The organism is Halofilum ochraceum, assembly GCF_001614315.2.
GTDB classification, from domain to species: Bacteria; Pseudomonadota; Gammaproteobacteria; order XJ16; family Halofilaceae; genus Halofilum; species Halofilum ochraceum.
In genome coordinates, this window is sequence record NZ_LVEG02000019.1 from 17,541 (window position 1) to 44,144 (window position 26,604).

General features: G+C 65.9%; 19 protein-coding genes and 1 tRNA gene. 4 read left to right on the forward strand and 16 right to left on the reverse strand.

From position 1 onward, the window contains the following. Nucleotides 1–2: 2 nt before the first annotated feature. The 5 genes from A0W70_RS14680 to leuC all read right to left on the reverse strand — a co-directional run bounded on the left by A0W70_RS14680 (nt 3) and on the right by leuC (nt 8,599). Entirely contained in the window at nt 3–3,902 is a 3,900-nt protein-coding gene (locus A0W70_RS14680; RefSeq protein WP_070989788.1) for a FimV/HubP family polar landmark protein, read from the reverse strand. Between the two features lie 146 nt (nt 3,903–4,048). Continuing rightward, nucleotides 4,049–5,071, reverse strand: a complete 1,023-nt coding sequence (locus tag A0W70_RS14685; protein WP_070989790.1) for an aspartate-semialdehyde dehydrogenase — start codon at nt 5,069–5,071, stop codon at nt 4,049–4,051. 97 nt (nt 5,072–5,168) lie between these two features. Then, entirely contained in the window at nt 5,169–6,245 is a 1,077-nt protein-coding gene (gene leuB, locus A0W70_RS14690) for a 3-isopropylmalate dehydrogenase (RefSeq protein ID WP_070989792.1), read from the reverse strand. 292 nt (nt 6,246–6,537) lie between these two features. Continuing rightward, nucleotides 6,538–7,179, reverse strand: coding sequence for a 3-isopropylmalate dehydratase small subunit (gene leuD / locus A0W70_RS14695; RefSeq protein WP_070989794.1), 642 nt, complete (start codon nt 7,177–7,179; stop codon nt 6,538–6,540). 1 nt (nt 7,180) lies between these two features. Continuing rightward, on the reverse strand, nt 7,181–8,599 hold the full coding sequence (leuC, locus tag A0W70_RS14700) for a 3-isopropylmalate dehydratase large subunit (RefSeq protein WP_070989926.1): 1,419 nt from the start codon (nt 8,597–8,599) through the stop codon (nt 7,181–7,183). Nucleotides 8,600–8,717: 118 nt separating this feature from the next. Between leuC and A0W70_RS14705 the strand changes: the two genes are divergently transcribed. Continuing rightward, the gene (locus A0W70_RS14705) at nt 8,718–9,623 is read left to right on the forward strand and encodes a LysR family transcriptional regulator (RefSeq protein WP_070989796.1); all 906 of its coding nucleotides are present in this window, start codon (nt 8,718–8,720) and stop codon (nt 9,621–9,623) included. 123 nt (nt 9,624–9,746) lie between these two features. Next, nucleotides 9,747–10,373 carry a superoxide dismutase gene (locus tag A0W70_RS14710; protein ID WP_070989798.1) on the forward strand — a complete coding sequence of 209 codons (627 nt, stop codon included), beginning with the start codon at nt 9,747–9,749 and terminating at the stop codon, nt 10,371–10,373. A 419-nt stretch (nt 10,374–10,792) separates the two neighbouring features. Here the strand turns inward: A0W70_RS14710 and lysS are convergent, their stop codons facing one another. The 4 genes from lysS to A0W70_RS14735 all read right to left on the reverse strand — a co-directional run bounded on the left by lysS (nt 10,793) and on the right by A0W70_RS14735 (nt 16,658). Then, the gene (gene lysS, locus A0W70_RS14715) at nt 10,793–12,283 is read right to left on the reverse strand and encodes a lysine--tRNA ligase (protein WP_070989800.1); all 1,491 of its coding nucleotides are present in this window, start codon (nt 12,281–12,283) and stop codon (nt 10,793–10,795) included. A gap of 410 nt (nt 12,284–12,693) precedes the next feature. Continuing rightward, nucleotides 12,694–13,792, reverse strand: a protein-coding gene (prfB, locus tag A0W70_RS14720) for a peptide chain release factor 2 (protein ID WP_139150892.1) whose coding sequence is annotated in 2 segments (ribosomal slippage) — nt 12,694–13,716 and nt 13,718–13,792 — 1,098 coding nt in all. Because the reading frame shifts where the segments join, the coding sequence is not laid out codon by codon here. 71 nt (nt 13,793–13,863) lie between these two features. Further along, nucleotides 13,864–15,621 carry a single-stranded-DNA-specific exonuclease RecJ gene (gene recJ / locus A0W70_RS14730; protein ID WP_070989805.1) on the reverse strand — a complete coding sequence of 586 codons (1,758 nt, stop codon included), beginning with the start codon at nt 15,619–15,621 and terminating at the stop codon, nt 13,864–13,866. Further along, nucleotides 15,618–16,658, reverse strand: a complete 1,041-nt coding sequence (locus tag A0W70_RS14735; RefSeq protein WP_070989808.1) for a hypothetical protein — start codon at nt 16,656–16,658, stop codon at nt 15,618–15,620. The genes recJ and A0W70_RS14735 overlap by 4 nt, the downstream gene beginning before the upstream one ends. A 221-nt stretch (nt 16,659–16,879) precedes the next feature. On the opposite strand from A0W70_RS14735, the gene A0W70_RS14740 reads away from it, so the two are divergent. Both A0W70_RS14740 and A0W70_RS14745 read left to right on the forward strand, forming a co-directional pair. Beyond that, nucleotides 16,880–19,015, forward strand: coding sequence for an FAD-dependent oxidoreductase (locus A0W70_RS14740; RefSeq protein ID WP_070989810.1), 2,136 nt, complete (start codon nt 16,880–16,882; stop codon nt 19,013–19,015). Between the two features lie 37 nt (nt 19,016–19,052). Further along, nucleotides 19,053–20,423 (forward strand): MmgE/PrpD family protein, encoded by a 1,371-nt coding sequence (locus A0W70_RS14745; RefSeq protein ID WP_070989812.1) that lies wholly within the window; start codon nt 19,053–19,055, stop codon nt 20,421–20,423. Nucleotides 20,424–20,509: 86 nt separating this feature from the next. On the opposite strand, the gene A0W70_RS14750 is transcribed toward A0W70_RS14745, so the two are convergent. The 7 genes from A0W70_RS14750 to pheS form a co-directional block, all read right to left on the reverse strand. Next, nucleotides 20,510–20,827 (reverse strand): hypothetical protein, encoded by a 318-nt coding sequence (locus tag A0W70_RS14750; RefSeq protein ID WP_070989814.1) that lies wholly within the window; start codon nt 20,825–20,827, stop codon nt 20,510–20,512. A 270-nt stretch (nt 20,828–21,097) separates the two neighbouring features. Further along, on the reverse strand, nt 21,098–22,192 hold the full coding sequence (locus A0W70_RS14755) for a GGDEF domain-containing protein (RefSeq protein WP_070989816.1): 1,095 nt from the start codon (nt 22,190–22,192) through the stop codon (nt 21,098–21,100). Between the two features lie 158 nt (nt 22,193–22,350). Further along, nucleotides 22,351–22,427, reverse strand: a tRNA-Pro gene (locus A0W70_RS14760). A 68-nt stretch (nt 22,428–22,495) separates the two neighbouring features. Beyond that, entirely contained in the window at nt 22,496–22,852 is a 357-nt protein-coding gene (locus tag A0W70_RS14765; protein ID WP_070989818.1) for a MerR family transcriptional regulator, read from the reverse strand. Continuing rightward, entirely contained in the window at nt 22,833–23,132 is a 300-nt protein-coding gene (ihfA, locus tag A0W70_RS14770) for an integration host factor subunit alpha (RefSeq protein WP_070989820.1), read from the reverse strand. The genes A0W70_RS14765 and ihfA overlap by 20 nt, the downstream gene beginning before the upstream one ends. A gap of 3 nt (nt 23,133–23,135) precedes the next feature. Continuing rightward, the gene (pheT, locus tag A0W70_RS14775) at nt 23,136–25,514 is read right to left on the reverse strand and encodes a phenylalanine--tRNA ligase subunit beta (RefSeq protein WP_070989822.1); all 2,379 of its coding nucleotides are present in this window, start codon (nt 25,512–25,514) and stop codon (nt 23,136–23,138) included. Nucleotides 25,515–25,562: 48 nt separating this feature from the next. Next, nucleotides 25,563–26,579 carry a phenylalanine--tRNA ligase subunit alpha gene (pheS, locus tag A0W70_RS14780; protein ID WP_070989929.1) on the reverse strand — a complete coding sequence of 339 codons (1,017 nt, stop codon included), beginning with the start codon at nt 26,577–26,579 and terminating at the stop codon, nt 25,563–25,565. Between the last annotated feature and the right edge of the window lie 25 nt (nt 26,580–26,604).

Here is a 26,604-nt window from a genome sequence, read left to right on the forward strand (position 1 = left end):
CCTCAGCGGATGCTTTCGAGGAGGCTCTGGGCCTCGCTGCGCTGTTGCTCATTGCCCGAGGCCGCGACCTCCTCCAGCGCATTCGTGGCGCTCTCGGGGTCGCCCATATCGATATAGGCCCGTGCGAGATCGAGCATGGTGTCGAACTCCTCGTCCTCGGCCTCGACCCCGCTATCGGCGGTGGCCGCTCCGCCTGCGGCATCGGCGGACTCATCGACCTCGGGCCCCTGGGCCGGCGCGGCCTCGGCCGCATCCGTTTCCGTCGAATCCGGTTCCGCCGCGCCGAGATCGTCGAGGTTGAACGCGCCGTCGTCGTCCGCGCCACCCACGCTATCGAGATCACTCAGGTCAAACGCGTCATCGTCCCCGGTCGCATCATCCCCGGCCCCGGCGCCACCGGCCCCGGGTCCGGCGGGCGTGTCTCCCGCGGTCGGTTCTTCGCTGTCGGTCTGAAGATCCGACAGATCGAATTCGCCCGCGTCCGCCTCACCGTCATCGCCGCCCGCGGCGGTCTGTGGCTCGTGCGGCGACTCGACGTCACCAGCCCCCGCGTCCGTTTCGGACTCCGTATCCAGCGAATCGAGATCGCCGATCTCGAGATCACCGATTTCGAGCGGTTCATCGTCGGCGCTGCCGGCCGGTTCCGCCGGCGTCGAACGGTCCTCGGCCGTCGCCGACGTGTTCGAATCCGCAGACGTTTCCTCGAGATCGAAATCAAAATCCAGGCCGCCGTCGCCGCTGTCAGCACTCGCCGGTGCCTCGACTTCCCCGGAATCGCCTTCGTCGATTTCCGCCAACCCTTCCTTCGGGCTCTCCGGCTCCTCGAAATCGAGGTCGAAATCGAGTGCACCCTCATCGGCAGCGCCTTCCGACCCCTCACGCTCATCGGCAGCGCCTTCCGACCCCTCACGATCGCCGGACTCCGTCGCCGGGGCGTCCTCCAGGTCGAAATCGATCTCGTCCGAATCGCCAGCGGCCGTAGTCGGCTCCGCGGACGCCGGTGCCGGCGCACTCTCGTCCGCGGTCAGGCCATCAAGGTCCCCGAGGTCGAACTCGAGATCCTCGTCCGCGTCGCCCTCAGCGGCAGCGGTGGCCCCGGCGGTACCGCTATCAGACGCCCTGGTCTGATCGTCACCGGGCCCAACCAGCCCGCCGTCACCTTCAACCGCCTCAAAGTCTGCGGAATCCAGCATCATCGTGCTGCTGAACTCGTCGTCGTCCTCCTCGTCCGCCGAGCCGGAGCCACTCGCGGCAGCCGATTCCGGCTCATCATCGAACCCGAAGTCGATCTCCCCGTCGCTGTCATCCAGCTCGAGATCGGTACCCGCCGGCCGCGTCGGCTGCACATCCGCCGCCGTAAACTCCGTATCACCCTCGGCGAACAGCTCGTGTTGCGGTGCCAACTCGCGGCCCATGGTCAGAACACGCTGCCAGAGGCGGCTGTCCGGACCATCGACCATCCCGCGGAACGTCCCGGCCTCTTCGATGAATTCCTCGGTCTTGCCACTCGCATACAGCGTCTCGAGCAGCTTCTCGTGGTACATCGCGTTCCCGGGGTGCTCCCGCAGGGCCAGCCGCAGCAGGTCCTCGGACTGCTGATGCAGTCCATAAGCGAGGTACACGTCGGCCTCCGCGACCGTGTCGTCCTTCTCCGCTTCCTCGTCGTCAGCCCCACTCGACGGCTCATCGAGCGGGGTGCTCGCGGCGCGATCCGACGGCTCTTCCTCATCCAGAGAAGCGACGTCGAACTCCTCCTCCATCAGCGCCGACTGTGCTTCTTCGGCACTCGGCGAGCTTGTGCCCGTGTCCTCGGCGTCGATATCGCCCTCTGCAGCCGCGCCGTCGAAGCGTCCCGAGGAATCCGGGTCGAATGGCGCAAGGCCGCTGTTCGTGTCGTCCGGATCGAAGCCCTCCAGATCATCCGATTCCGCTGGCTCGCGCCGCCGACGCATGAGGATCAATCCACCGCCGAGCAATACGACCGCGGCGGCCAGACCCAGACCCATCGGACCACCGAGAAGCCCGCCGCCGCCCGCAAAGATGCCCGTCACCGCGGCGATCACGGCATTCACCTGATCGAGCCAGGTCTCCTCCGGTTCCTGCGTGCGCGTGGTTTGCAAGCCGCGATCCGCGTCGGTGACCCGCTTGTCTTCGGGGATGTAGTTCTCGTCGGCTTCGTCCCCTGCGCTCGCCGTCGTTTCGGCGGCGTCCGCCTCACCGGCCTCACCGGCCTCACCGGCCTCACCGGCCTCGGCAGCGTCGGCGGTCTCGGCGGTCTCGGCGGTCTCGGCGGTGTCGGCAGATGCCATCTGATCGGAGGCGGTCTCGCCGTCGCCCGCCCCGGTGGTGTCACCGTCGCCGGACCCGCCGTCGGTCGTGGTCGTGCCGGCTCCCGCGTCTTCGCCGCTATCGACGTCCGCGGCGGCTACCGTTTCGTCGTCGTCCCCGCTCGCGGCCACCGACTCCCCATCGGCGCTGGCCTGATCATCGTCGCTCGCACCCGCGTCCGTGTCATCGGCACTGGCGACGTCTGCCCCGCTTTCGTCCTCGGCGGCTGTCTCTGAACCTTCGTCCGCGTCCTGGCGACCCTCGAGTTTGCGCAGTTCTTCCTGCAGCGCGCTCAGGCGCTCATCACGCACCTCGAGCAGTTTTTCCATTTTGGAAACGGTCTGCTCGAGCTGGTCTACCCTGGATTCGAGTTCTTCCTTTTCGAGCCGTGTCGATTCCAGTTCTTCACGCGCCAGCTGGAGTTTCTCGCTCTCATCCTGCGAACTGCTGCCGGTCGCGGACGCGGCTTCGTCGCTGCTCGCGCCGCCATCGTCGGCCCCGACGATGGAGAGTTCGCCGTCATCCGCGCCGGTCGAAGTCTGCGCGGCGGCACCCGCGTCACCCGAACCCTGGTCGGATGCGGCCACAGCCGTCCGCGAACGTGTGCCTTCCTGCAGTTCCCGCCACACGCCGTTCTGTTCACGTACCCGTGCCAGTGCCCGCTGCGCCGAAACCTCGAGCACACGGTCGGCATTCGGCACGCGCAGGACATAGCCCTTCTTGAGCCGGTTGACGTTCTCGCCGCGGAAGGCATCCGGGTTGTAGCGCAGCAGCGCGATCATCATCTGCTGGACGGTCATATCGCCCGACTTCAGACGGCTCGCGATACTCCAGAGCGTCTCGCCGTCGCCCACCGGGCCATACTGCTCTCGCGCGCCGCTCGAGCGACTCGGCGAGGCGCCGGCTCCAGCGGCACGCTCGGCGTCCGCCTGCGCACGGGCGCGCTCTTCACGCTCCTCGACTTCGAGGAATACCGGCTTGTCTTCGCCACCGCCGGCGCTGCTCTGACCCGAGCCGGACGCGCTCCGCGCCTCGCCTTCCTGGGCATCGCCCTGTGCGCCCGAGGACTCGGCATCGCGTTCGATCTCGCCGGTAACGCCGGCATCATCGCTGGTCTCGGCCGTCCGGGCCGTGTCGGTGGTTCCGCCACCCGCACGATCCGACTCGTCTTCACTGGTGAAGACCGGGGGATCGAGCAGAACGGTGTACTCACGCAGGAGATTCCCACCCGCCCAATCGACCTCGACGAGGAAACTCAGGAAGGGCTCGACAATCGATTCGCGGCTGGTGATGTGGACATAGTGGTCGCCACCGTCACGCTGTTTGACGGTGAACTGCAGGCGGGTCAGCGAGTAGGGGCGGTCGAGACCGACGTTGCTGAAGGCCTCTTCGGACGCGAGGGATACCTCGATCCCCTCACTCTGCCCACTCGGCACACCCCGAAGCGGAATCTCGGCGTCGAGCCGCTGATTGAGCGCGGATTGGATTTCGATCTCGCCGAGACCCAGGGCATGGGCGCCGCCAGGCAGGAGCAAGGCGGCAATGAGGGTCGGTACCAGGGCCAGTCGTCGCACGGTGGTCGCCCCTTGATGTGCTGGATGCGGGATGCGGTCCCCGTCGACCGCGCCCGCTGAATTTGCCCGAGTATCTGGATACTTGGGAAGTTTTTCTGGAATATACTTTAAAGAAGTCACTTCAACAAAGTGATCTTAACTGGCCGCTATATATACTCTTTTATCAAAAGTTCCGCAATCTGGACGCTGTTGAGAGCCGCTCCCTTGCGCACATTATCCGACACCACCCAGAGATCGAGCCCTCGGTCATGCGAGATATCGTCGCGGATACGGCCGACGAATACGGGATCGTTACCGGCCCCCTCCGTGACCGCGGTCGGGTAACCACCGTCCACCTGCTCGTCGAGAACCTTAACCCCGGGCGCGACCGACAGCAACTCGCGTGCGGCCGCGGCGCCAAGCGGTTCACGCGTTTCGATGTGCACCGCCTCGGAGTGGCCGTAGAACACCGGAACACGAACGGTCGTCGGATTCACGCCGATGTCCTCACGCCCGAGGATACGGTGGGTTTCCCACACCATCTTCATTTCCTCACGCGTGTAGCCGTTATCCTGGAACGTATCGATGTGCGGCAGGCAATTGAACGCGATCTGTTTCGGGTAGACGGACGTTTCCGGCGGCCGACCATTGAGCAGGCTCGCGGTCTGCTGCGCCAGTTCGTCGATCGCCTCCTTGCCGGTCCCCGACACGGCCTGGTACGTGGCGACGTTGATCCGCTCGATCGTCGCCGCATCGTCCAGCGGCTTGAGCGCGACCACCATCTGGATGGTCGAACAGTTCGGGTTGGCGATGATCCCGCGATCGCGGTAGTTCGCCACATCCTGCGGGTTCACTTCCGGCACGATCAGCGGAATGTCGGGCTCGCGGCGGAAATGCGAGGTGTTGTCGACCACCACGCAGCCGGCCGCCGCCGCGCGCGGGGCATGCTCGGCCGAGATCGAACCGCCGGCGGAGAAAAGCGCGATATCCGTGTTCGAGAAATCGAACTCGTCCAGATCCTGGACGGTCAGCTTACGGCGGCCGAAGTCGACTTCCTTGCCCGCGGAGCGGCTGCTCGCCAGGGCGACGATTTCACCGATCGGGAAATCGCGTTCCGCCAGGATCGACAGCATTACTTCGCCGACGGCACCGGTGGCACCCACGACCGCTACATTGTACGTCTTCGCCATGAAACCGTGTCCTCAATACCTTGTCGGTCGGGGCTGATCCCCGACATGAATTAGGTCCTGCCGCCCGGTCTCCACGTTGCCCGGGCGCCCGCGGCCGTCACGCATCGAGTGCGGCCACGACGGCATCGCCCATCGCCGCGGTCGAGACCGCGGCCCCGCCGCCGGCGATATCGGCGGTCCGGGTACCGGCGGCAATCACGCTGGCCACTGCCTGTTCCACGCGGTCGGCCATCCCGGCCTCGTCGAGCGTGTAGCGCAGCATCATCGCCACGGACAGCAGTGTCGCCAGCGGATTCACTATGCCCTGCCCCGCGATATCCGGCGCGCTGCCGTGCACCGGCTCGTACAGGCCCTTGCCGTTTTCATCCAGCGAGGCCGACGGCAGCATGCCGATCGATCCGGTCAGCATCGCGGCACAATCCGAAAGGATATCGCCAAACATGTTGCCGGTGACAACCACATCGAACTGCCGCGGGTCCCTGACCAGCTGCATCGCGGCATTGTCGACATACATATGTGACAGCTCGATCCCGGAATACTCCGAATGCACCCGCTCGACCGTCTCACGCCAGAGTTGCGAAACCTCGAGGACATTGGCCTTGTCGACGGAACATACGCGCCCCTGCCGGCGGGCCGCGATCTCGAACGCCCGGCGGGCGATACGCTCCACCTCGCTCTCGCGGTACTCAAGCGTGTTGTACCCCCGCCGCTCGCCGGAATCCAGTGTCTCGATGCCGCGCGGCTCGCCGAAGTAGATGCCGCCGGTCAGTTCGCGCACGATCATGATATCGAGTCCGGCCACCAGTTCGGGTCGCAGGCTCGACGCCCCCGCGAGTTCGGGATACAGGATGGCCGGCCGCAGGTTGGCGAACAGCGCCAACTCCCGACGTATACCGAGAAGCCCGGTTTCGGGGCGGCGTTCGCGGGCTTCATTGTCCCACTTCGGCCCGCCGACGGCACCCAGCAGGACGGCATCGGCGCCCCGCGACAGCGCGAGCGTGGCCTCCGGCAACGGCGACCCCGTCGCATCCACGGCGGCGCCGCCGATCTCGCCCCGCTCGATCTCGACGTCCAGCCCGAAACGGTCCGCCAGCGCCCCCAGCAGTTTCTCGGCCTCGGCCACGATCTCCGTGCCGACCCCGTCACCCGGCAATACCGCGATCTTGTGCGTCATTGTTTTCCTCTGATCGGGGGCGCCGGCTTCGACACCCTGTATCCTTGACCCCGCCCCGTTTGCGGGTGTTCATGCACGTCCGGTTTTCTCGCGGAGAGCGCCAAGGATCGCGAAGAGCGCAGAGAATGACAGGGAATAACGCCCTGGATGAAGGACGCGCCTCGCAAAATCTCAATAAATGTCGCCAACCGCGCCTTTCTCCGAATTCTTGTTTTTCTCCGCGCCTCCGCGAACCTTCGCGTTCTCTGCGAGAAACCCGGACGGGCATCCAGTAACGGCACCGCCGCGATCGTTATCCAGCGAACAACCAGGGCGCCTCCGCTTTGCGTCGCTCCTCGTACGCCCGGATATCGTCGGAATACTGCAGCGTCAGTGCGATGTCATCCATGCCCTCGAGCAGGCACTCGCGCCGGAAGGGATCGATTTCGAAGCCGAAGGTGGTCCCATCAGGCGTGATCACCTCCTGCGTCTGCAGGTCCACCATCAGGCGATAGCCTTCGTTCGCCTCCGTTTCGTGGAACAGCCGATCCACCGTATCGGCGTCGAGCTGCACCGGCAGCAAGCCGTTCTTGAAGCTGTTGTTGTAGAAGATATCGGCGAAGCTCGGCGCGATCACCGCGCGGAATCCGTAATCCGTCAGTGCCCAGACCGCGTGCTCGCGCGATGAGCCGCAGGCGAAGTTCTCGCGCGCCAGCAGGATCCCGGCACCACGATAGCGCGGCTGATTGAGCACGAAATCAGTATTTTCCCGGCGTTCGGAGGCATCCATCCCCGGCTCTCCGGAGTCGAGGTAGCGCCAGTCATCGAACAGATTCGGCCCGAAGCCCGTGCGCTGCACGGATTTCAGGAACTGCTTGGGAATGATCGCGTCGGTGTCGACATTCGAGCGGTCCAGTGGCGCCACCAGTCCTTCAAAACGGGTAAACGGTTCCATTTCAGTGCCTCCGGTCCGCCATCGTGCGGACATCGACCAGATGGCCGGTGACCGCCGCCCCTGCGGCCATGGCCGGGCTCATCAGATGCGTGCGGCCGCCCTGCCCCTGGCGGCCTTCGAAATTGCGGTTCGAGGTCGAGGCGCAGCGCTCGCCCGGGGACAGGCGGTCGGTGTTCATGCCCAGACACATCGAGCAGCCGGGCTCGCGCCATTCGAAGCCCGCGGCCCTGAAGATCTCATCGAGGCCCTCGCTCTCGGCCTGGCGCTTCACCAGGCCCGATCCGGGCACGACCATCGCCAGCTTGATCGAATCGGCGATCCGCTGCCCCTGGACCACGCGCGCCGCGGCCCGCAGGTCCTCGATGCGGGCGTTGGTGCAGGAGCCGATGAAGATCTTGTCCGGGCGGATATCGGTCATCGGGATTCCGGGCTCCAGGCCCTGGTATTCGAGTGCCCGCTGCATGGCCTGCGCCTTGACCGCATCCGGTTCGTCGGCCGGATCCGGGATGCGCGCACCGATCGGGGCGACCATCTCGGGTGAAGTGCCCCAGGTGACCTGCGGCTCGATCTCGGCGGCGTCCAGCACGACTTCACGATCGAATACCGCATCCTCGTCGCTGACCAGACCGCGCCAGTCGGCGACCGCCTGTTCCCAGAGTTCGCCGCTCGGCGCGAACGGGCGTCCGGCGATGTATTCGATCGTGTGATCGTCTACCCCCATCAGACCCGCGCGGGCGCCGGCCTCGATCGCCATGTTGCAGATGGTCATGCGGCCTTCCATCGACAGCTGCCGGATGGTCGAGCCGGCGAACTCGATGGTGTGGCCGGTACCGCCCGCCGTCCCGATATGGCCGATGATCGCCAGCATCACATCCTTGGCGGTCACGCCCGGGCCGAGGTCGCCCTCCACCCGGACCCGCATGTTCTTCGCCTTGTACTGCACCAGGCACTGGGTCGCGAGCACGTGCTCGACCTCGGACGTGCCGATGCCGAAGGCCAGCGAGCCGAAGGCCCCGTGCGTCGCCGTATGCGAGTCGCCGCAGACGATGGTCATGCCCGGCAGGGTCGCGCCCTGCTCCGGGCCAATCACATGGACGATGCCCTGGCGGGCATCGCCCATGCCGAACAGCTGAATGCCGTATTCCTTCGAGTTCCGCGACAGCGTGTCCACCTGCGTGCGCGAAAGCGGGTCCTCGATCGGGCCGCTGTGCGCCGTCGTCGGCACGTTGTGGTCCGCCGTCGCCAGCACGGAGGACGTGCGCCACGGCTGGCGTCCGGCCAGCCGGAGCCCCTCGAACGCCTGCGGCGAGGTCACCTCGTGCACCATGTGGCGGTCAATATACAGCAGCACCGCGCCCTCACCCTGCTGGCGCACCACATGCTGATCCCAGATCTTGTCGTACAACGTCCTGGCGGTCATCGCTTTCCCCGGCTGCATACGCCTGCTGACTACTTGGTGTGCAGGATACGTCGCCTCAACCCATTACTCCAATTCATTCTTTTCATGGTATCCATTCCACTTTGGTATGATCTCACCCATGGAATTGACCGCACTCCAGGCCTTCGTCGCCGTTGCCGAAGCCGGCTCGTTCTCACGCGCGGCGGACACCCTGTTTCTGACGCAACCGGCGATCAGCAAGCGGATCGCGGCGCTCGAGGACGATCTGCGCGCGCGTCTGTTCGACCGCATGGCCCGCAGCGTCGAACTCACCGAGGCCGGGCGCGCCCTGCTACCGCATGCGAGGCGCGTACTCGGAGAACTCGAAACCAGCCGCCAGGTCGTCGCCGACCTCTCCGGAACCGTGGGCGGACGGCTGCGGATCGGTACCAGCCACCACGTCGGGCTGCACCGGCTGCCCCCCATACTGCGCCGCTACACCAGCCGCTATCCCGACGTCGAGCTTGATCTGCATTTCATGGATTCCGAGCAGGCCTGTCAGGCGGTCGACCGGGGCGAACTCGAACTGGCAGTCGTCACCCTGCCCGAGAACCCGCCGGAGACGCTGGCGATCGAGACCCTCTGGCCGGACGCGCTGGACTTCGTGGCGGCCCCGGACCACCCCCTTGCCGGGCAGACGCGGATCGAAGTGGCCGACCTGGCGCAATGGCCGGCCATCCTGCCGGCGGTGACCACCTTCACCCGGCGCATCGTCGCCGCCGCGCTGCGCCCATCCGGCGCGCATCTGCGCATTGCCCTGGAAACCAATTATCTGGAGACCATCAAGATGATGGTCTCGGTCGGCCTCGGCTGGTCCGCTCTGCCCCGCACGATGAATCACGGCGAACTCACGGTCCTGACGCTGGAGGGGGTGCAGCTCCAGCGCCGGCTCGGGCTTGTATCGCGGGTCGGCCGGACCCCGGCGAACGCCGCCGGGGCCTTTGTCGAGGTCGCGCGCGGGCAGGCGCGCAGCGATTCCGGCGACGATCTCCCGACCGGGGATTGAATCCATCGTGGTTCGCCCTCAGTGTTCACCCACTCCTTGCCGGACGCGGCGGCGGTCCGATCGACCGCCCGGGCGTCCGGCTACACAGCCACCACCCACCGAACGGAAGAAGGAGAAGCACCCATGGCGCACGAACTCCCCCCGCTGCCGTATGACTTCGACGCGCTCGAGCCCCATATCGATGCGAAGACGATGGAGATCCACCACGGCAAGCACCACAACACCTACGTCACCAAGCTCAACGGCGCCCTCGAGCAGCACCAGGAACTGGCCGACAAGCCGGTCGAGGCCCTGATCTCCGAGATCGGCGCGCTGCCGGGATCCATCCAGACCGCCGTGCGCAACAACGGCGGCGGCCACGCCAACCATGCGATGTTCTGGCAGCTGATGAGCCCCAACGGCGGCGGCGAGCCGAGCGGCGCCCTGGCCGATGCCATCAAGCAGGTCTGGGGTGACGTGGCCTCCTTCAAAGAGGCCTTCAAGAACGCCGCGCTGGGCCGTTTCGGTTCCGGCTGGGCCTGGCTGATCGTGGACCGCAGCGGCGGCCTCAAGATCACCGACACGCCCAACCAGGACACGCCCCTGATGCAGGACATCGCGCCCGAGCCGGGCACGCCGGTCCTCGGCATCGACGTCTGGGAGCACGCGTACTACCTGAACTACCAGAACCGCCGCCCGGACTACGTCGACGCGTTCTGGAACGTCGTCAACTGGGACGAAGTCGCCCGGCGTTTCGACGAAGCCAAGTAATAAATCACTTTAAGCAGTGATCATAAAGCCCCGCTTACGCGGGGCTTTTTTTTGGAACCACGAATGAACACGAATGGACACGGATGGGGTTGGGGCTACCGGCGGCTTCTGGAGCTTCGCTGTTCGGGGTTCAAGGGAAAGGCATAACCAAAATATGGACTAAAAATGAACGAAAAATGGCCTGGTTCGTGATTCGGGGCCTTTGACGACGTCTGAACCGAAGCGGCCCCCGCAGTCCTTGTTCTTATTGTGATGTGAACCGTAAGACCGATTTTTCGTCCATTTTTAGTCCATTTTTTGGTTATGCATTTCTCACAACCCGAACAGCGAAGCTCCAGAAGTCTCCGATAGCCCAGAGACCTATTCGTGTCCATTCGTGTTCATTCGTGGTTCTTCACGATCACTACCAAGGCGAGTGATTACTCCCGCTCCGGGCGCATCTGGGGGAAGAGGATGACGTCGCGGATCGAGGGCGAGTCGGTGAAGAGCATGGCGATGCGGTCGATGCCGAGCCCCGCGCCGGCCGTTGGCGGCATGCCGTATTCGAGGGCGCGGATGTAGTCGGCATCGTAGTGCATGGCCTCGGCATCGCCCGAGTCCTTCGCGTTGACCTGCTCGCGGAAGCGTTCGGCCTGGTCCTCCGGGTCGTTGAGCTCGGAGAAACCGTTGGCGAGTTCGCGGCCGCCGACGATCAGTTCGAAGCGGTCGGTCACGCTCGGGTCATGATCGCTGCGGCGGGCGAGCGGTGAGACCTCGGTCGGATAGCTCGTGACGAAAGTCGGGTCGTGCAGCCGGTGCTCCGCCGTCTCCTCGAAGATCTCCGCCTGGATCCGGCCCGTCCCCCAGCCCGGCTCCACCTTGATTCCCCGATCCTCGGCGGCCTGCGCGGCCCGCTCACGGTCATCAAGGATCGCGGTCGACAGATCCGGATTGAAGTGCAGTACGGCCTCGCGCATCGTCATGCGCGCGAACGCCTTCGAGAAGTCGTATTCCTCACCGCCACTAGTGAACTGCTCCTGGCCGAGTACCCGGGTCGCGATGCGTCGCAGCATCGACTCGATCCGGTCCATCGCGTCCCGGTAGTCGGCGTAGGCCTCGTAGAACTCCAGCATGGTGAACTCGGGGTTGTGCCGCGTGGACAGCCCCTCGTTGCGGAAGTTGCGGTTGATTTCGAAGACCTTTTCCATGCCCCCGACGACCAGCCGCTTGAGGTAGAGCTCCGGGGCGATGCGCAGGTAGAGATCGATATCGAGCGCATTGTGATGCGTGACGAACGGCCGCGCCGCGGCGCCGCCCGGGATCGGCTGCATCATCGGCGTCTCGACCTCGAGAAACCCGGCCTCGGTCAGGTCCGCGCGCATGGCGGAGATCATCGCGGAGCGGAACGCGAAGGTCTCGCGCACCGAGGGGTTCATGATCAGATCGACATAGCGCTGGCGATAGCGCTGTTCCTGGTCCGTCAGCCCGTGCCATTTCTCCGGCAGCGGCCGCAGCGACTTGGTCAGCAGACGGATCTCGTCGACACGAACCGACAACTCACCGGTCTTCGTGCGGAACAGCTGGCCACGCGCGCCCACGATATCGCCGACATCGAAGCCCTTGAACGCCTGATACGCGTCGACGCCGATGGCGTCGCGCTGGAGGAACAGCTGGATCCGGCCCGACTGGTCCTGAAGCTGGGCGAAACTCGCCTTGCCCATGACCCGCTTCGCCATCATCCGCCCGGCCACCGCGAAGGCGCGGCCATCCGCCTCCAGCGCGTCGTTATCGGCCTCGGCGAACTCGGCATGCAGATCGGCCGCGAACGAATCGCGCCGGAAATCATTCGGAAAGGCATCACCCTCCCCGCGCACCGCCTCCAGCTTCTGCCGACGCTGCGCGATCAGGCTGTTCTCGTCTTGTTCAGTCATCGACTTTTTCGCTTTCAGTTATTTCTGGGGCCGGCTGTTTGGAACCACGAATGAACACGAATGAACACGAATGATTCTGGGGAGCACAAGGCGTTGTGGAGCTTCGCTGTTGGCGAGTTCAGGCATCAAGGAGTTAATTCATAACCAAAAAATGGACTAAAAATGGACAAAAAATTGCTCTTACGATTTACATCACGATAAGAGCAAGCGCTGCTGGTGCCGCTTCGGTTCAGGCGCCGTCAAAGACACCGAATCCCGAACCGAGCCATTTTCGTTCATTTTTAGTCCATTTTTTGATTATGCATTTCTCACAACCCGAGCAGCGAAGCTCCAGAAGCCTCCGATAACCCCGAGACCTATTCGTGTCCATTCGTGTTCATTCGTGGTTCGCTTTTTTACTGCGTTCAGGCCTACACACCCGCCTTCAGGCTGGCCTCGATGAAGCGGTCGAGGCTGCCGTCGAGGACGGCCTGGGTGTTGCCGACTTCGACGCCGGTGCGCAGGTCCTTGATGCGGCCCGAGTCGAGGACATAGGAGCGGATCTGGCTGCCCCAGCCGATATCCGACTTCGACTCCTCCGCGGACTGGGCCTCCGCCCGGCGCTCCTGCATCTCGCGCTCGTAGAGCTTCGCCCGCAGCTGGTTCATCGCGGTCGCGCGGTTGGCGTGCTGGGAGCGGCTGTTCTGGCACTGCACGACGATGCCGGTCGGGTTGTGCGTGATACGCACCGCCGACTCGGTCGTGTTGACGTGCTGGCCGCCGGCGCCGCTCGCGCGGTAGACGTCGACGCGCAGGTCCGAGGGATCGACCTCCACCTCGAAGGATTCGTCGATCTCCGGTGACACGAAAACCGCGGCGAACGACGTATGGCGGCGATTACCCGAGTCGAACGGCGACTTGCGCACGAGCCGGTGCACGCCCGTCTCCGTGCGCAGCCAACCAAAGGCGTATTCGCCGCGCACGTGGACGGTCGCGCTTTTCAGGCCGGCCACATCGCCCTCCGAGGCCTCGACCAGTTCGGTCTCGAACCCGTGATGCTCGGCCCAGCGCAGGTACATACGCAGCAGCATCTCGGCCCAGTCCTGGGCCTCGGTGCCGCCGGAGCCGGCCTGGATGTCGAGGAAAGCACTGTTGGCGTCGAGTTCGCCGTTGAACATGCGCTGGAATTCGAGCTTCGCGATCCCCTTCTCGGTGGCCGCGAGATCCCGCTCGATGGTCGTGACAGTGCCGTCGTCTTCCTCCTCGACCGCCATGTCGAGCAGTTCGGCGCCGTCGCTCAGCGCATGGGCGAATCGATCCAGAGCGCCGACCGTCTCCGCGAGCCGGGTCCGCTCGCGGTTCAGCTCCTGGGCACGATCCGGCTCGTTCCAGACTTCCGGCTGCGCGAGTTCGCGTTCGAGTTCGTCGAGTCGTTCCGCTTTGCCAGGGTAGTCAAAGATACCCCCTCAGGTCGTCGAGGCGACCTTGCAGATCCTTTAGCTGTTCACGCAGGGCGTTGACTTCGGCCATGACCGGACTCCGGGGTGGCGGTTGCAAAGCGCGCCAGTGTACACGACGCGATACGCAGCGGGCACGGGCACTCAGCGATCCGCCGCGGCATCGCGATCCAGGCGCCCGAAATACTCGACATTCAGCTGGACATTGCGCCGTCCGCGGAACTCGTTGACCTCGAGGCGATAGACGACGCGCGCCGTCTCCCCGGGATCCGCGAGCAGCGCCGGATCGGCATTGAAATGGATGGCATCGAAGGTTGGGCCACCCGCCAGCGGCTGCAGCCGCAGCTTGAGATGGCGTTCGCCGACCACGCGCCCATCCATTACGCGGAAGTCGCCGTCGAAGTTCGGCTCGGGGAAACCGGCCCCCCAGGGGCCGGCGGCCGCCAGCGCTTCCGCAGTCGCGAGGTCCATTTCATCACTGGCGAGGTCGCCATCAGTGTGGATCTCGCGCAGCGGCGCGGCGCCGCCGAGGGCGCGCTCGACTTCGCGCCCGAAGGCCTCGCGAAAGGCGTCCAGATGCTCCGCCGCGAGCCCGAGACCGGCCGCCATCGCATGCCCGCCGAAGCGTTCGATCAGCTGCGGCTGGGCGGCGTCGATCGCGGCCAGTACGTCGCGGATATGCAGCCCGGCGACTGAGCGCGCCGAGCCCTTGAGCATGCCATCTCCCGCGTCGGCGAAGATCACGGTGGGGCGGTGGATAGCCTCGCGCACGCGCCCGGCCAGGATCCCGCTCACGCCCTGGTGCCAGCGCTCGTCGTAGAGCACCAGGCCGGCCGGCAGGGACTCGCCCGCCTCGAGCATGGTGCGCAGGCGTTCCAGTTCCGCATCCGCCTGGGTGCGCATTTCGGCCTCGATATCGCGTCGCTCGCGATTGAGGCCGTCGAGTTGGCGTGCACGAGTCCGAGCCTCCTCCACGTCATCCGCCAGCAGGGTCTGGATACCGACGGCCATATCGGAGAGTCGCCCCGCCGCATTCAGGCGCGGCCCCAGCGCAAACCCCAGATCGCCCGCCTGCAATGCCGTCGGGCTGCGCTTCGCCGCATCGATCAGGGCGCTGATGCCGGCGCAGCAGTGGCCCGCGCGGATCCGCCGCAGGCCCTGCTCGACCAGGATGCGGTTGCAGCGATCGAGCGGCACCACATCGGCGACCGTTCCCAGGGCCACCAGGTCAAGGAAATCCGCCATCGACGGGGACTGGATACCGCGTTCGGTGAACCATCCGGATCGTTCAAGCCGGGCGCGCAGGGCCACCATGAGATAGAACACGACGCCGACCCCGGCCAGTGACTTGACCGGAAAATCGCAGTCTTCCCGGTTCGGGTTCACGACCGCCACCGCGGGGGGCAGTGAATCGCCGGGCAGATGGTGGTCCGTCACGACCGTGTCGATCCCGCGCTCGGCGGCGGCCGCCACACCGGCATGACTGCTGATCCCGTTGTCCACCGTCAGGATCACTCCGGGCGCGTATTGCGACGCGGGTTCGACCAGTTCCGGCGTCAACCCGTAGCCGTACTCGAAGCGGTTGGGGACGAGATAATCAACCGCCTCATGGCCGAACGCCGCCAACGCCCGAAGTGCCAGCGCGACGCTGGTCGCACCGTCGGCGTCGAAATCGCCGATCACCAGGATTCTTTCACCGGCGCGCAGCGCGCGCTCGAGGCGCTCGGCAGCCGCCTCGATATCAGCCAGCGAGGGCGCCGGCAGATTACCCAGTGAGGGATCCAGTTCCTGATGCGATTGGACTCCCCGCGCCGCGTAGACGCGGGCAACCACCGGATGCAGGCCATCCAGCGGTTCCGCGGTGTGCGTGCGGCGACGGATCGCGGGCGCGTGTTCGCTCATGTATCCGTCCCCAGCCAATCGGTCCACGGGCGGTTGCGCCGCCAGAAACGGCGCAGGCCACGCCGTGTAGCCACCAATCGGCGGCCGTCGCCGGGGGCAATGGTCACGCTGTCCAGCTGCCCCTGGCGCAGGCCGCGGAGCACCGGTTCGATCCGGTCACGCTCGAGGGCGGCGAGGCACTCGAGCCAGGTCTCGATCTCCCCGTGAACGAGCGGATCCACGGCGCGCGCATCGACCGCCAGTGCGTGCCCGGCAGGCCATTGCCCGGTCCATGGCGCCGCGTCCACGGACTCGGCGGCGACGCCGGCCAGCCGCGCCAGGCCGACCGCGACCGGCTCGTCCGCGAAGACCTGCTCCGGGCCGCCGGACACGGCCGGGCATTGCCCGCCGCCCCACAGCCAGACGCTGTTGACCGGCAACGCGCCGCGCCGCTCGCGTTCCGTATTGACCGGCGCATCATGCAGCAGCATCTGCACCTCGTTCAGCCACGCACGCCACGCGCGGGCGTCGCTCCCTTCCGGCATGAAGGCGTCGACGTTGCGGCCGGCCACACGATCCGGGGTGACCGCGCGCAGATCGGAGGCCCGGGGGCAGCCGATATACCAGCGATCCGGCGCGGGCGCCTCGAACACCAGCCCGTCATCCGCGTAGAGCGCATTCAGGCGTTCGATCAGCGCCGCGCTCTCGTCCGCCTGCAGATCGAGCGACCAGGCACCGAACAGGCGCGCGTGCGTGGTATCCACGCGCAGATGCACGGGATCCGCCCGCACCCACCAGCGCTCGCCCAGCCGAACGGTGTCACCATCGGCTTCACCGAGTCGCGAGGGAGCGGCGGCGGGCCAGTCGGGTCCGGATATACCGAAGGCGTCGAATACCGGTGCGAGCGATTGCGCCACCGTTGTGCGGCCCGGATCGGCCCGCGCCAGCAGCCAGGCAAGCGCCGGCAATTCCAGGCCCAGGCGGGCGACGGCATCGGTGTCGGTCACGGGCCCGAGCAGGCCGGGCACGACCAGTTCCAGATGCCTCGCTGCGGCCATCGATCGATATCTCCGGGGAACGTCTCGGCGGGTTCACGGTCACAGCACCACATCGCGCGGTGCGGGATGCATGATAACGGACCGGCAAGGGGCCTGTCCGTGAAATCTGTGCCGTAGCGAGCGCCCGGCGCAGCAGGCACATGGTTTCTCGGGCAGGCCCCAGGGCGGGTCATGGCCGCAATCGATATACTCGAAAGAAAGCAAGAAAAAGGAAGCCCACGATGCGCACCAGCAAAATCCTGATCGTCATCGCGATCGTCGCCGCGATCGCGGCCTTCTTCGCGTTCGATCTCGGCCAGTACCTGAGCCTCGATTATTTCAAGTCGCGCCAGGCGGCGATCGACGATTACTTCCAGGCCAATCCCTTCACCACGGTCGCGATCTATGCAGCGGTCTACATCACGGTGACCGCATTGTCGCTGCCGGGCGCGGCCGTCATGACGCTTGCCGGCGGGGCCATCTTCGGGCTCCTGTGGGGCACGATCATCGTCTCGTTCGCCTCGACGATCGGCGCCACCCTCGCCTTCCTGGCCGCGCGTTTCCTGCTCCGCGACACGGTCCAGCGGCGTTTCGGCGAGAGCATGAAATCGATCAATGCCGGTATCAAACGCGACGGCGCGCTGTACCTGTTCATGCTGCGGCTCGTGCCGGCATTCCCCTTCTTCGTGATCAATCTGGTCATGGCGCTGACGCCGATCCGCACGCTGGTGTTCTTTTTCGTCAGCCAGGTCGGCATGCTCGCCGGCACCGTCGTCTACGTGAACGCCGGCACCCAGCTCGCGCAGATCGACTCGCTCGGCGGCATCCTCTCGCCGGAGCTGATCGGCGCATTTGTCCTGCTGGGCGTGTTCCCGCTGATCGCCAAGGCGATCGTACGCATGATCAAGGCCCGGCGCGCGCTGCGCGGCTGGACCAAACCGCAGAAGTTCGACCGCAACCTGGTCGTCATCGGCGCGGGTTCCGCCGGGCTCGTGTCCGCCTACATCGCCGCTGCGGTCAAGGCTAAGGTCACCCTGATCGAGAAACACGAGATGGGCGGCGATTGCCTGAACACCGGCTGTGTGCCCTCCAAAGCCCTGATCCGTTCCGGCAAGTTCCTGTCGCAGGTGCGCCGCCATGAGGAATACGGCATCCGCGACGCCAACGCCGATTTCGCGTTAGGCGACGTCATGGCGCGGGTCCACAAGATCATCGCGAAGATCGCGCCGCACGATTCGGTCGAGCGATTCACCGGCCTCGGTGTCGACGTCATCCAGGGCGAGGCCCGCATCACCGGTCCCTGGACCGTCGAGGTCAACGGCGAGCAGCTCACCACGCGCCATATCGTCGTCGCGACCGGCGCGCGGCCGTTCGTCCCGCCGGTGCCGGGCATCGAGGAGGTCGGCTATTACACCTCGGACAACATCTGGTCGCTGGAGGAATCACCCGGGCGGATGGTCGTGCTGGGCGGTGGACCGATCGGCTGCGAGCTGTCGCAGGCCTTCCATCGGCTCGGCGCCGAGGTCACCCAGGTCGAGATGCTGCCGCGCATCATGGCGGTAGAGGACCACGACATCGGGCGCTATGTCGAAGACCGGTTCCGCAGCGAGGGCATCAACGTCCTGACGGACCACAAGGCGACCGAATTCCGCGTCGAGGATGGCGAAAAGATCCTCATCTGCGACCACGAGGGCGAGGAAGTGCGCGTGGCCTTCGACACGCTGCTGGTCGCCGTCGGCCGCGCCGCCAACGTCAAGGGCTTCGGTCTCGAGGAGGTCGGCGTCAAACTCGACGAACGCGGCCGGATCGATACCGACGAATACCTGCAGACCGCCGTACCGACCATCTACGCCTGCGGCGACTGCGTGGGCCCGTATCAGTTCACCCACGCCGCCGCCCACCAGGCCTGGCACGCGACCGTCAATTCGCTGTTCGGCATCTTCAAGCGCTTCCGGGTGGACTACTCGGCCCTGCCCTGGTCGACCTTCACCGACCCCGAGGTGGCCCGCGTGGGCTATTCCGAGGAATCGGCGGACCGCGAGGGGGTCGAATACGAGGTCACGCGCTACGACCTCGGCGAACTCGACCGCGCGGTCACCGACGGCGACGACCATGGCGTGGTCAAGGTCCTGACCGTCCCCGGCAAGGACCGCATACTCGGCGCGGCCGTGGTCGGCGAACACGCCGGCGACCTGATCGCCGAATTCACGCTTGCGATCCGCCATGGAATCGGCCTGAACAAGATCCTCGGCACCATCCACGCCTATCCCACGCTCATGGAGGCGAACAAGTTCGCTGCCGGTGAATGGAAACGTGCCCATGCCCCCCAGGGCGCCCTGCGCTGGCTGCAGCGCTTCCACGGCTGGCTACGGGGGTAATGTCTGGCGGACCATGCGGGCTGGTAGGCTTGGGCCCATGAACGGCGCAGCCTCACCCGCCCGATCCGGCCGGACCGCCGATGTCGCCGCCTGGGCGACCGGTCTCCGCTGTGAGGATATCCCGCCCGAGGTCCGTCGGCGCGCGCTCGATCTGCTGCTCGATACACTCGGCGTCGGGATCGCCGCCGGGCGGACGCCCGCCGCCGGCATCGCCTACGATCTCGCCTGCTCCCAGTTCGCGGCCGGCGACACTGCGGCCCATCTGCCGTTCGATGGACGCAGGGTCAGCCCGGCCGGGGCCGCCTACGCCTTCGCGACAAGGATCGACAACCTTGATGGCCATGATGGCTATCAACCCGCCAAAGGGCATGCCGGAGTGGCTCTGGTCCCGGCGCTGCTGGCGGTCGGAGCGTTATACGGAACGTCAAAAAATGGTCATAAGGCACTGACTGATCTGGTTGTTGGTTACGAGATCGCCTGCCGTGCCGCCGTCGCACTGCACGGCTCGGCGGGCGACTATCACAGTTCAGGTGCCTGGAATGCCCTCGGCGTGGCCGCACTCGCCGCCCGCCTGCGGGGTTTCGACGCCGAACGCCTTGCGGCCGCACTCGGCATCGCCGAGTACCATGCCCCGCGCGCACCCATGATGCGCGAGATCGACTCGCCCTCCATGCTGCACGACAGTTCCGGCTGGGGCGCGCTGGCCGGCGTCACGGGAGCAGATCTGGCCGCGCGCGGCTTCGCCGCCTCACCGGCTGCCCTGCCGGGCATCGGCGATGCGTGGTCGTCGCTGGGGAATGAGTGGCTGGTGCTGGATCAATACGTCAAACCGCATCCGGTCTGCTTCTGGGCGCAACCGGCCATCACCGCGGCATTGCAGCTGCGCGAACGCCATGGCGTGGATCCCGCGCGCATCGTCTCGGTGCGGATCGATACGTTCGATGAAGCGAGGCGTCTCTATGCCGGCATCCCGGACAACACCCAGACGGCACAGTACGCGCTCGCGTTTCCGGTCGCCGCCGCGCTGGTCCATGGCCGGCTGGGCCCGGCCGAGATCACGCCGCCCGGGCTTGATGACCCCGCCGTCGCGGCGCTCACCCGGCAGGTCGAGGTCCGCTCAAGCGATGCCTTCAGCAGGCGTTTCCCGAAGCAGCGACTCGCTGCCGTATCCATTCGCCTCACCGATGGCACGGAATACGCATCGGACCCCACCGAACCGCGCGGCACGCCCGGCGATCCCATGGACCACACGGCGATCGAGGAGAAATTCACGGACTACGCCGAGCCGCTGCTCGGCCTGGACCGGGCCCGCTCGCTGACCGCCTGTGTGGCGGAACTCGATTCGGACACACGTTCGCTGGCGGACCTGGTCGCCCTGACCGCGTCACCGATCCAGACCATCAGGTAACCTCTGATTATCGGGAGTCCTGTCGGTCGGGCTTCGCGAGATGCACGACTGTAATCAGAGTGTCCTTGGCGGCTGGTCCCCGAAGCTCAGCGCCGGGTGCTGCTCGCCTTGAGCTCCTGGAGCCGCCGCTCGAGATCCTCGCGCTCGCGGCGCAGCTGTTCCAGCTGATCGGAATTCGACTGCTGATCCCGTCGATTCGCATCGATCCCGGAATGCAGCCGTTGGCGCTCCCGCTCAAGCCCATCGGTCCGGTCACCGCGCTCGATCCGGTCGCCCAGACGCCGCGACTGGTGATCCATATCCGATACGGCTTCCTCCAGTTCACGCTGGGCGTCCTGGACGCGGTCAACGTGGGCCTGCAGATCCTTCAGTCGTTGTTCCAGGTCTTTTTCCTGTTCCGCCATTGCATCCACCTCCCGAAAACGCCGACGCTCAGGACCCTGCCGCTCAGGTTTCCGGTTCCCGATGGCCTGCCGCCCAGGTCCGCACCCACCACGACACGCCCGATCATGTTGGGTTTCGCTGCGCTCAACACCAACCTACGCGTTTTCATGCAGGATTACATACTCGGGTTTTCGTGGCGCTGGACTACGCCTCGTTCAACCCGACCCGCGATCCGGGGAATCACAGGTTGGTGTTCAGCGCAGCGAAACCCAACAGCTGCACGCCATCCATCAATCGCCATTCTCGGGCGATTCGCTACACACCACCCGGTTGCGACCCGCGTGTTTCGCCCGGTAAAGCGCGAAGTCGACCTCGGTGTACACCGTTTCCGGATCCGTGCTCTCGCCACTGGAAAATATTCCAACGCCGACCGAGACCGTCAGCCGCCCACCAGGGCCCTCCGGTGCATCGATGGCCAGATCCTCGACCGCGGCACGCGCCGTTTCCCCCTGCGCGGCGGCCTCGGCCCGGTTCCGCGCGTGGCAGATCACACCGAACTCTTCACCGCCGAGCCGAAACACGAAATCGTTGGCACGGCGGAACGCGCCGTTGAGTGCCTCCGCGATCGCAATCAGTGCCCGATCCCCGACCGGATGCCCGAAGTGGTCGTTGTACGCCTTGAAGTGGTCCACATCGATCACGAGCAGCACCAGATCCCGTTGCTCGCGCGAAACCCGGGCCAGCTCCTGCTTCAGCATCACATTGAACCAGCGCCGGTTGTAGAGCCCGGTCAGTCCGTCACGGATCGAGAGGTTCTCGAGATCCCGCCGGATCATCCCGACCCGCGTCTGCGCCTTATGCTGGGCGCCGTGATAAATCGCGACAATGCCGGTCAGCGCGAGGATGGCGCCCGCCAGATTGCTGACCGCGACCGCATTGAGATTACCGTGATTCCAGACACCGAGGTTGGTCAGGGCGAGCGTCACCAGGACCACGAAAAACACTGCGACATGCAGCAAACCACGCCGCATACCGACCAGCATGAACGCCAGTGGTGGATACACCATGGCCCATGCGGAGAAGTACTCACCGCCTTCCTGCGAGATCACGAGGACGAGGAAGGCCACAAAACAGCCGTAGTCCGCAGCCCGCGCGCTGCGCTCGATATCGTGGGTACGCCAGAGATACAGGCCGATGGCGGCGGCCATGGCGAACGCGGCCAGGTCGAACAGGATCAGCGGCAATACCGCGGCTGTCCCGATGATCAGGCTATTGAAAAGCGCGAACGCCAGCCCGGCCACGCCAAGCAGGATCAACGCCGCATTCAGGCCGCTGACGCGAACAAAGTCGGGATCCCCGGGATCGAGGTGCTCCGCGCACAGCATGAAGGCCCGAAGGACTCGGGAAGCTTTGGTGGCGGACGTCCTGGTCATGGGAGCGGAGGGTAACCCCGACGACAGGAAAAGCGACACCCCGCCGCGTCAATCACAGCTGGAGAGTGGATCACCCGATTTTGGGTAGGGGGAGTCGTAATGGGGAAAGATGGTCGGGGCGGCAGGATTTGAACCTGCGACCTCGTGCGCCCCATGCACGTGCGCTACCAGGCTGCGCTACGCCCCGACAGGTGCGAGAGAATATCGGACGAATCGGTCCGAGGGAACCCGGCCGACCGACTGATTCGCGAAAATTCAGCTCTTCAGGATCTTCAGCAGTCCTTCGAGCTCGGTCCGCAGCTGCTTGATGACCTGCTGGCTCTGGGAAACGTCTTCGCGTGCGCTCTCCCCGGACAGCTGCTGCCGCGCCCCGCCGATCGTGAAGCCCTGCTCGTACAGCAGGCTGCGGATCTGGCGGATCAGCATCACGTCATGGCGCTGATAATAGCGGCGGTTCCCCCGCCGTTTTACCGGCTTGAGGTCGGGGAACTCCTGCTCCCAGTAGCGCAGCACGTGCGGCTTGACCGCACAGAGCTCGCTCACCTCCCCGATCGTGAAATACCGTTTGCTCGGTATCGCGGGGAGTTCACTGTTATTGCTGGGTTCCAGCATAAGCCTCGACCCGCGCCTTGAGTTTTTGCCCAGGACGGAACGTTACCACGCGCCGGGCCGAAATGGGGATTTCTTCCCCGGTCTTGGGATTGCGACCGGGGCGCTGATTCTTCGTCCGCAGCACGAAATTGCCGAACCCGGAGAGCTTTACATCGTCCCCGGAGGCCAGCGTGTCGCGGATTTCCTCGAAGAACAGTTCAACCAGTTCCTTGGCTTCCCGCTTGTTCAGTCCGAGCTCGTCGAACAGCGTCTCTGCCATTCGCGCCTTGGTCAGCGCCATGAGCTACTCCCGCAACGTCGCTCCGTGGGTAGATCGAAGGTGGGCGAGCACGTCATTGCTCGCGTCATCGACCTCACTGTCGGTAAGCGTGCGTGACAACCCCTGCAAAATCAAGCCTAAAGCGAGGCTTTTTCGACCGGAATCGATGCCCTTGCCCCGATAGACGTCGAACACGAAGGCGTTCCGCAGTTCGGCCGGTGCCGCCTCGCGCACGCTCGCCAAAACCGACTCGGATGTGACCTGTTCATCGACGATGATCGCCAGATCACGACGTATTCCGGGGTATTTCGACACGGGCCGGAAGGCCGCCAGGGGCTGATCGAGGAGTGGATCGAGATCGATCTCGAACAGCACCGGCGCCCGCGCGAGGTCGAACCACTCCTGCAGACGCGGGTGCAGCGTCCCGATCCAGCCGACCTGCAAGCCATCGCGCTCGATCCGGGCCGACTGCCCTGGATGCAGCGCCGGATGCGCGGCCGCCACGAAGCGGAACCGTTCGTGACCGACCGGCGCCAGCAGCGCCTCGATATCGCCTTTGACATCGAAAAAGTCGACCTCGCGGGCGGGGGCGGACCACTGCTCGGGCCACCAGGGGCCCACGGCCAGGCCCGCGACGCCATCGGTCTGGCTGAGCCCGCCATCGCTGTCCGGGCGGAACCGCTTGCCGATCTCGAACAGCCGTACGCGCTCCTGCTGGCGATTCAGATTGTGGACGGCGGTCTGGAGCAGGCCCGGCCAGATCGAAGTGCGCATCACGCCCATGTCGGACGAGAGCGGGTTCGCGAGCGCGAGTGCATCCGTATCCGGATCGATCGCTCCCTGTATTTCGGCGTCGACGAAGCTGTAGGTCACGGCCTCGTGCCAGCCGCGTTCCACCAGCCCATCGCGCACGCTGTCCACGGCCCGGCGGGTTTCCGGCTGCGCGGCGATGCGCACCGCCTGCCGCGGGTGGGTGCGCGGGGCGCGGTTGTAGCCATACAGCCGGGCCACCTCCTCGATCAGATCCGCCTCGATCGCGAGATCGAAGCGCCAGCTCGGGACCTCGGCACGCCAGCCCGCGGCCGTCGGTTCGACGGTCAGGCCGAGGCGTTCGAGCATCGCCCCGACTTCGTCCGCCTCGGGCGCATAGCCCAGCAGCCGGCGCAGGCGCTCCGCGCGCAGTTCGATCGTCGGGCGCTGCGGCAGGTGCTCGCGATCGACCCGATCTTCCACCGGCCCCGCCCGGCCACCGCAGATCGACTGGATCAGCGCCGTGGCCCGTTCGATCGCGACCGGCGCGAGTTCCGGATCGACGCCGCGTTCGAAGCGGTGCGAGGAATCCGTATGGGTCGCGTAACGCCGCGCCCGGCCCGCCATCGCATGCGGGAGGAAACACGCGCTTTCGAGGAATACGTCCACGGTGTCTTCGGACACCGCCGTCCGGCTACCGCCCATGATCCCGGCCAGGGCGACCGGACCGCGCTCATCGGCGATCACGAGGGTCTCGCCGTCGACCGTCACCCTGCGTTCGTCCAGCAGATCGATGTCTTCGTCCGGGCGGCCCATGCGGACATCGATACCGCCCGTGAGCTTCGCCAGATCGAACGCGTGCATCGGCTGACCGAGTTCGAGCATCACCAGATTGGTGATGTCGACCAGCGGCTGGATCGGGCGCACCCCGGACTGTTCCAGACGCCGCCGCAGCCAGCGCGGCGATGCGGCCTGCGGATCCACGCCGCGGATCACGCGGCCCGCATAGCGGGGACAGGCCGCGGGGGCCGAGAGCGTCACCGGGAAGCGGTCTTCCAGTTCCGCCGGCACCGGCTCCGGACTCGGGGCGCTGATCGACTCACCGGTGGCAGCGGCGAGTTCACGCGCCAACCCGCGCAGCGACAGACAGTCTCCGCGATTCGGCGTGAGATCGATCTCGAAAATCGAAGCATCGAGCTCGGCATGGGCGCGCAGATCCGCCCCAACGGGGGCATCGTCGCCGAGATCCCAGAGTCCGTCGGCCGCCTCGCCGGCCCCGAGTTCGACCGCTGAACACAGCATGCCGGAAGACTCGACGCCGCGCAGTTCCGCCGCCCGGATCTTTGTGCCGTCCGGCAGCACGGCGCCGACGCGCGCGAACGGTGCGTGCAGGTCGACGGCGGCATTGGGCGCGCCACAGACGACCTGATGGGTCTCACCACTGCCGTCTTCGACCCGGCAGACGCGCAGTTTGTCCGCCTCCGGATGCGGCTCGACCGCCTCGATGCGCCCGACCACCACGCCGGAGAACGGCGGGGCGACCGGCTCGACACTGTCGACCTCCAGCCCGAGGAGCGTCAGCCGCTCGGACAGGGCCTCCGTGTCGAGCTCGGTGGCCACCCACTCGCGCAACCAGGATTCGGGGAATCTCATATCAGTCGGCTGTCCGTGGAATCGGTGTCGTCATCGGCTGCAGCGTGATCATCCGAACTGCTTCAGGAAACGCAGATCGTTATCGAAGAACAGACGCAGATCGTTGACCCCATAGCGCAGCATCGCGAGGCGCTCGACGCCCATGCCGAACGCGTACCCGGTCCACGCCTCGGCATCGATGCCGACGGCGCCGTATACCTCCGGATGAACCATGCCGCACCCGAGGACCTCGAGCCAGCCGCTGTGCCCGCAGACGCGGCAACCCTCGCCGCCGCACATCACGCAGCCGATATCGACCTCGGCGGAGGGCTCGGTGAACGGGAAGTAGGACGGCCGAAAGCGGATCGGCAGATCCTCGCGTTCGAAAAACCGGTTCAGGAACTCCTCGAGATGCCCCATGAGATCGCTGAAGGCCACGTCGGTATCGACGAGCAGCCCCTCGACCTGATGGAACATCGGCGTGTGCGTCAGATCGGAGTCGCAGCGATACACCCGGCCGGGCGCGATCACCCGCAGCGGCGGTCCCTGCTCCTCCATCACCCGGATCTGCACGGGCGAAGTATGCGTGCGCAGCAGCCGTCCGTCCGGGAAATAGAACGTATCGTGCATCGCCCGCGCCGGATGATCGGCCGGGATATTGAGGGCCTCGAAGTTGTGGTAATCGTCCTCGACTTCGGGGCCGCTGACGCTGCGGAAGCCGAGATCGCCGAGCAGCGATTCGATGCGGCGGATCGTGCGCGTGACCGGATGGATCGAGCCGCGGTCGATACCGCGCCCCGGCAGGGTCACGTCGAGTGCTTCCCGTTCCAGCCGCGCGTTCAGCGCGGCCTCCGCGAGCGTGCTTCGCCGCGCCTCGATGCGCTCGTTGAGCCGCTGTTTCGCCTGATTGATCTTCTGGCCGGCGGCGGGACGCTCATCGGCCGGCAGCTGCCCCAGCGCCTTCAGCTGTTGGGTGAGGACGCCTTTCTTGCCGAGGTAGTCGACGCGTACGCGTTCGAGCGCGTCCAGATCGGTCGCCTCGTCGATGGCCTGTTCGGCCGTCGCGATCCGTTCGTCGAGATCCAGCGCCACGGTCGTGTCGATATCCCGA

Coding starts and splice junctions, on each gene's coding strand:
- A0W70_RS14745 (WP_070989812.1), top strand. CDS start 19,053: ATGAACGGCGCAGCCTCACCCGCCCGATCCGGCCGGACCGCCGATGTC.
- leuB (WP_070989792.1), bottom strand. CDS start 6,245: ATGACGCACAAGATCGCGGTATTGCCGGGTGACGGGGTCGGCACGGAG.
- A0W70_RS14685 (WP_070989790.1), bottom strand. CDS start 5,071: ATGGCGAAGACGTACAATGTAGCGGTCGTGGGTGCCACCGGTGCCGTC.
- A0W70_RS14750 (WP_070989814.1), bottom strand. CDS start 20,827: ATGGCGGAACAGGAAAAAGACCTGGAACAACGACTGAAGGATCTGCAG.
- A0W70_RS14710 (WP_070989798.1), top strand. CDS start 9,747: ATGGCGCACGAACTCCCCCCGCTGCCGTATGACTTCGACGCGCTCGAG.
- pheT (WP_070989822.1), bottom strand. CDS start 25,514: ATGAGATTCCCCGAATCCTGGTTGCGCGAGTGGGTGGCCACCGAGCTC.
- ihfA (WP_070989820.1), bottom strand. CDS start 23,132: ATGGCGCTGACCAAGGCGCGAATGGCAGAGACGCTGTTCGACGAGCTC.
- A0W70_RS14705 (WP_070989796.1), top strand. CDS start 8,718: ATGGAATTGACCGCACTCCAGGCCTTCGTCGCCGTTGCCGAAGCCGGC.
- lysS (WP_070989800.1), bottom strand. CDS start 12,283: ATGACTGAACAAGACGAGAACAGCCTGATCGCGCAGCGTCGGCAGAAG.
- leuC (WP_070989926.1), bottom strand. CDS start 8,599: ATGACCGCCAGGACGTTGTACGACAAGATCTGGGATCAGCATGTGGTG.
- recJ (WP_070989805.1), bottom strand. CDS start 15,621: ATGAGCGAACACGCGCCCGCGATCCGTCGCCGCACGCACACCGCGGAA.
- A0W70_RS14765 (WP_070989818.1), bottom strand. CDS start 22,852: ATGCTGGAACCCAGCAATAACAGTGAACTCCCCGCGATACCGAGCAAA.
- A0W70_RS14735 (WP_070989808.1), bottom strand. CDS start 16,658: ATGGCCGCAGCGAGGCATCTGGAACTGGTCGTGCCCGGCCTGCTCGGG.
- A0W70_RS14740 (WP_070989810.1), top strand. CDS start 16,880: ATGCGCACCAGCAAAATCCTGATCGTCATCGCGATCGTCGCCGCGATC.
- leuD (WP_070989794.1), bottom strand. CDS start 7,179: ATGGAACCGTTTACCCGTTTTGAAGGACTGGTGGCGCCACTGGACCGC.
- A0W70_RS14755 (WP_070989816.1), bottom strand. CDS start 22,192: ATGCTGTGCGCGGAGCACCTCGATCCCGGGGATCCCGACTTTGTTCGC.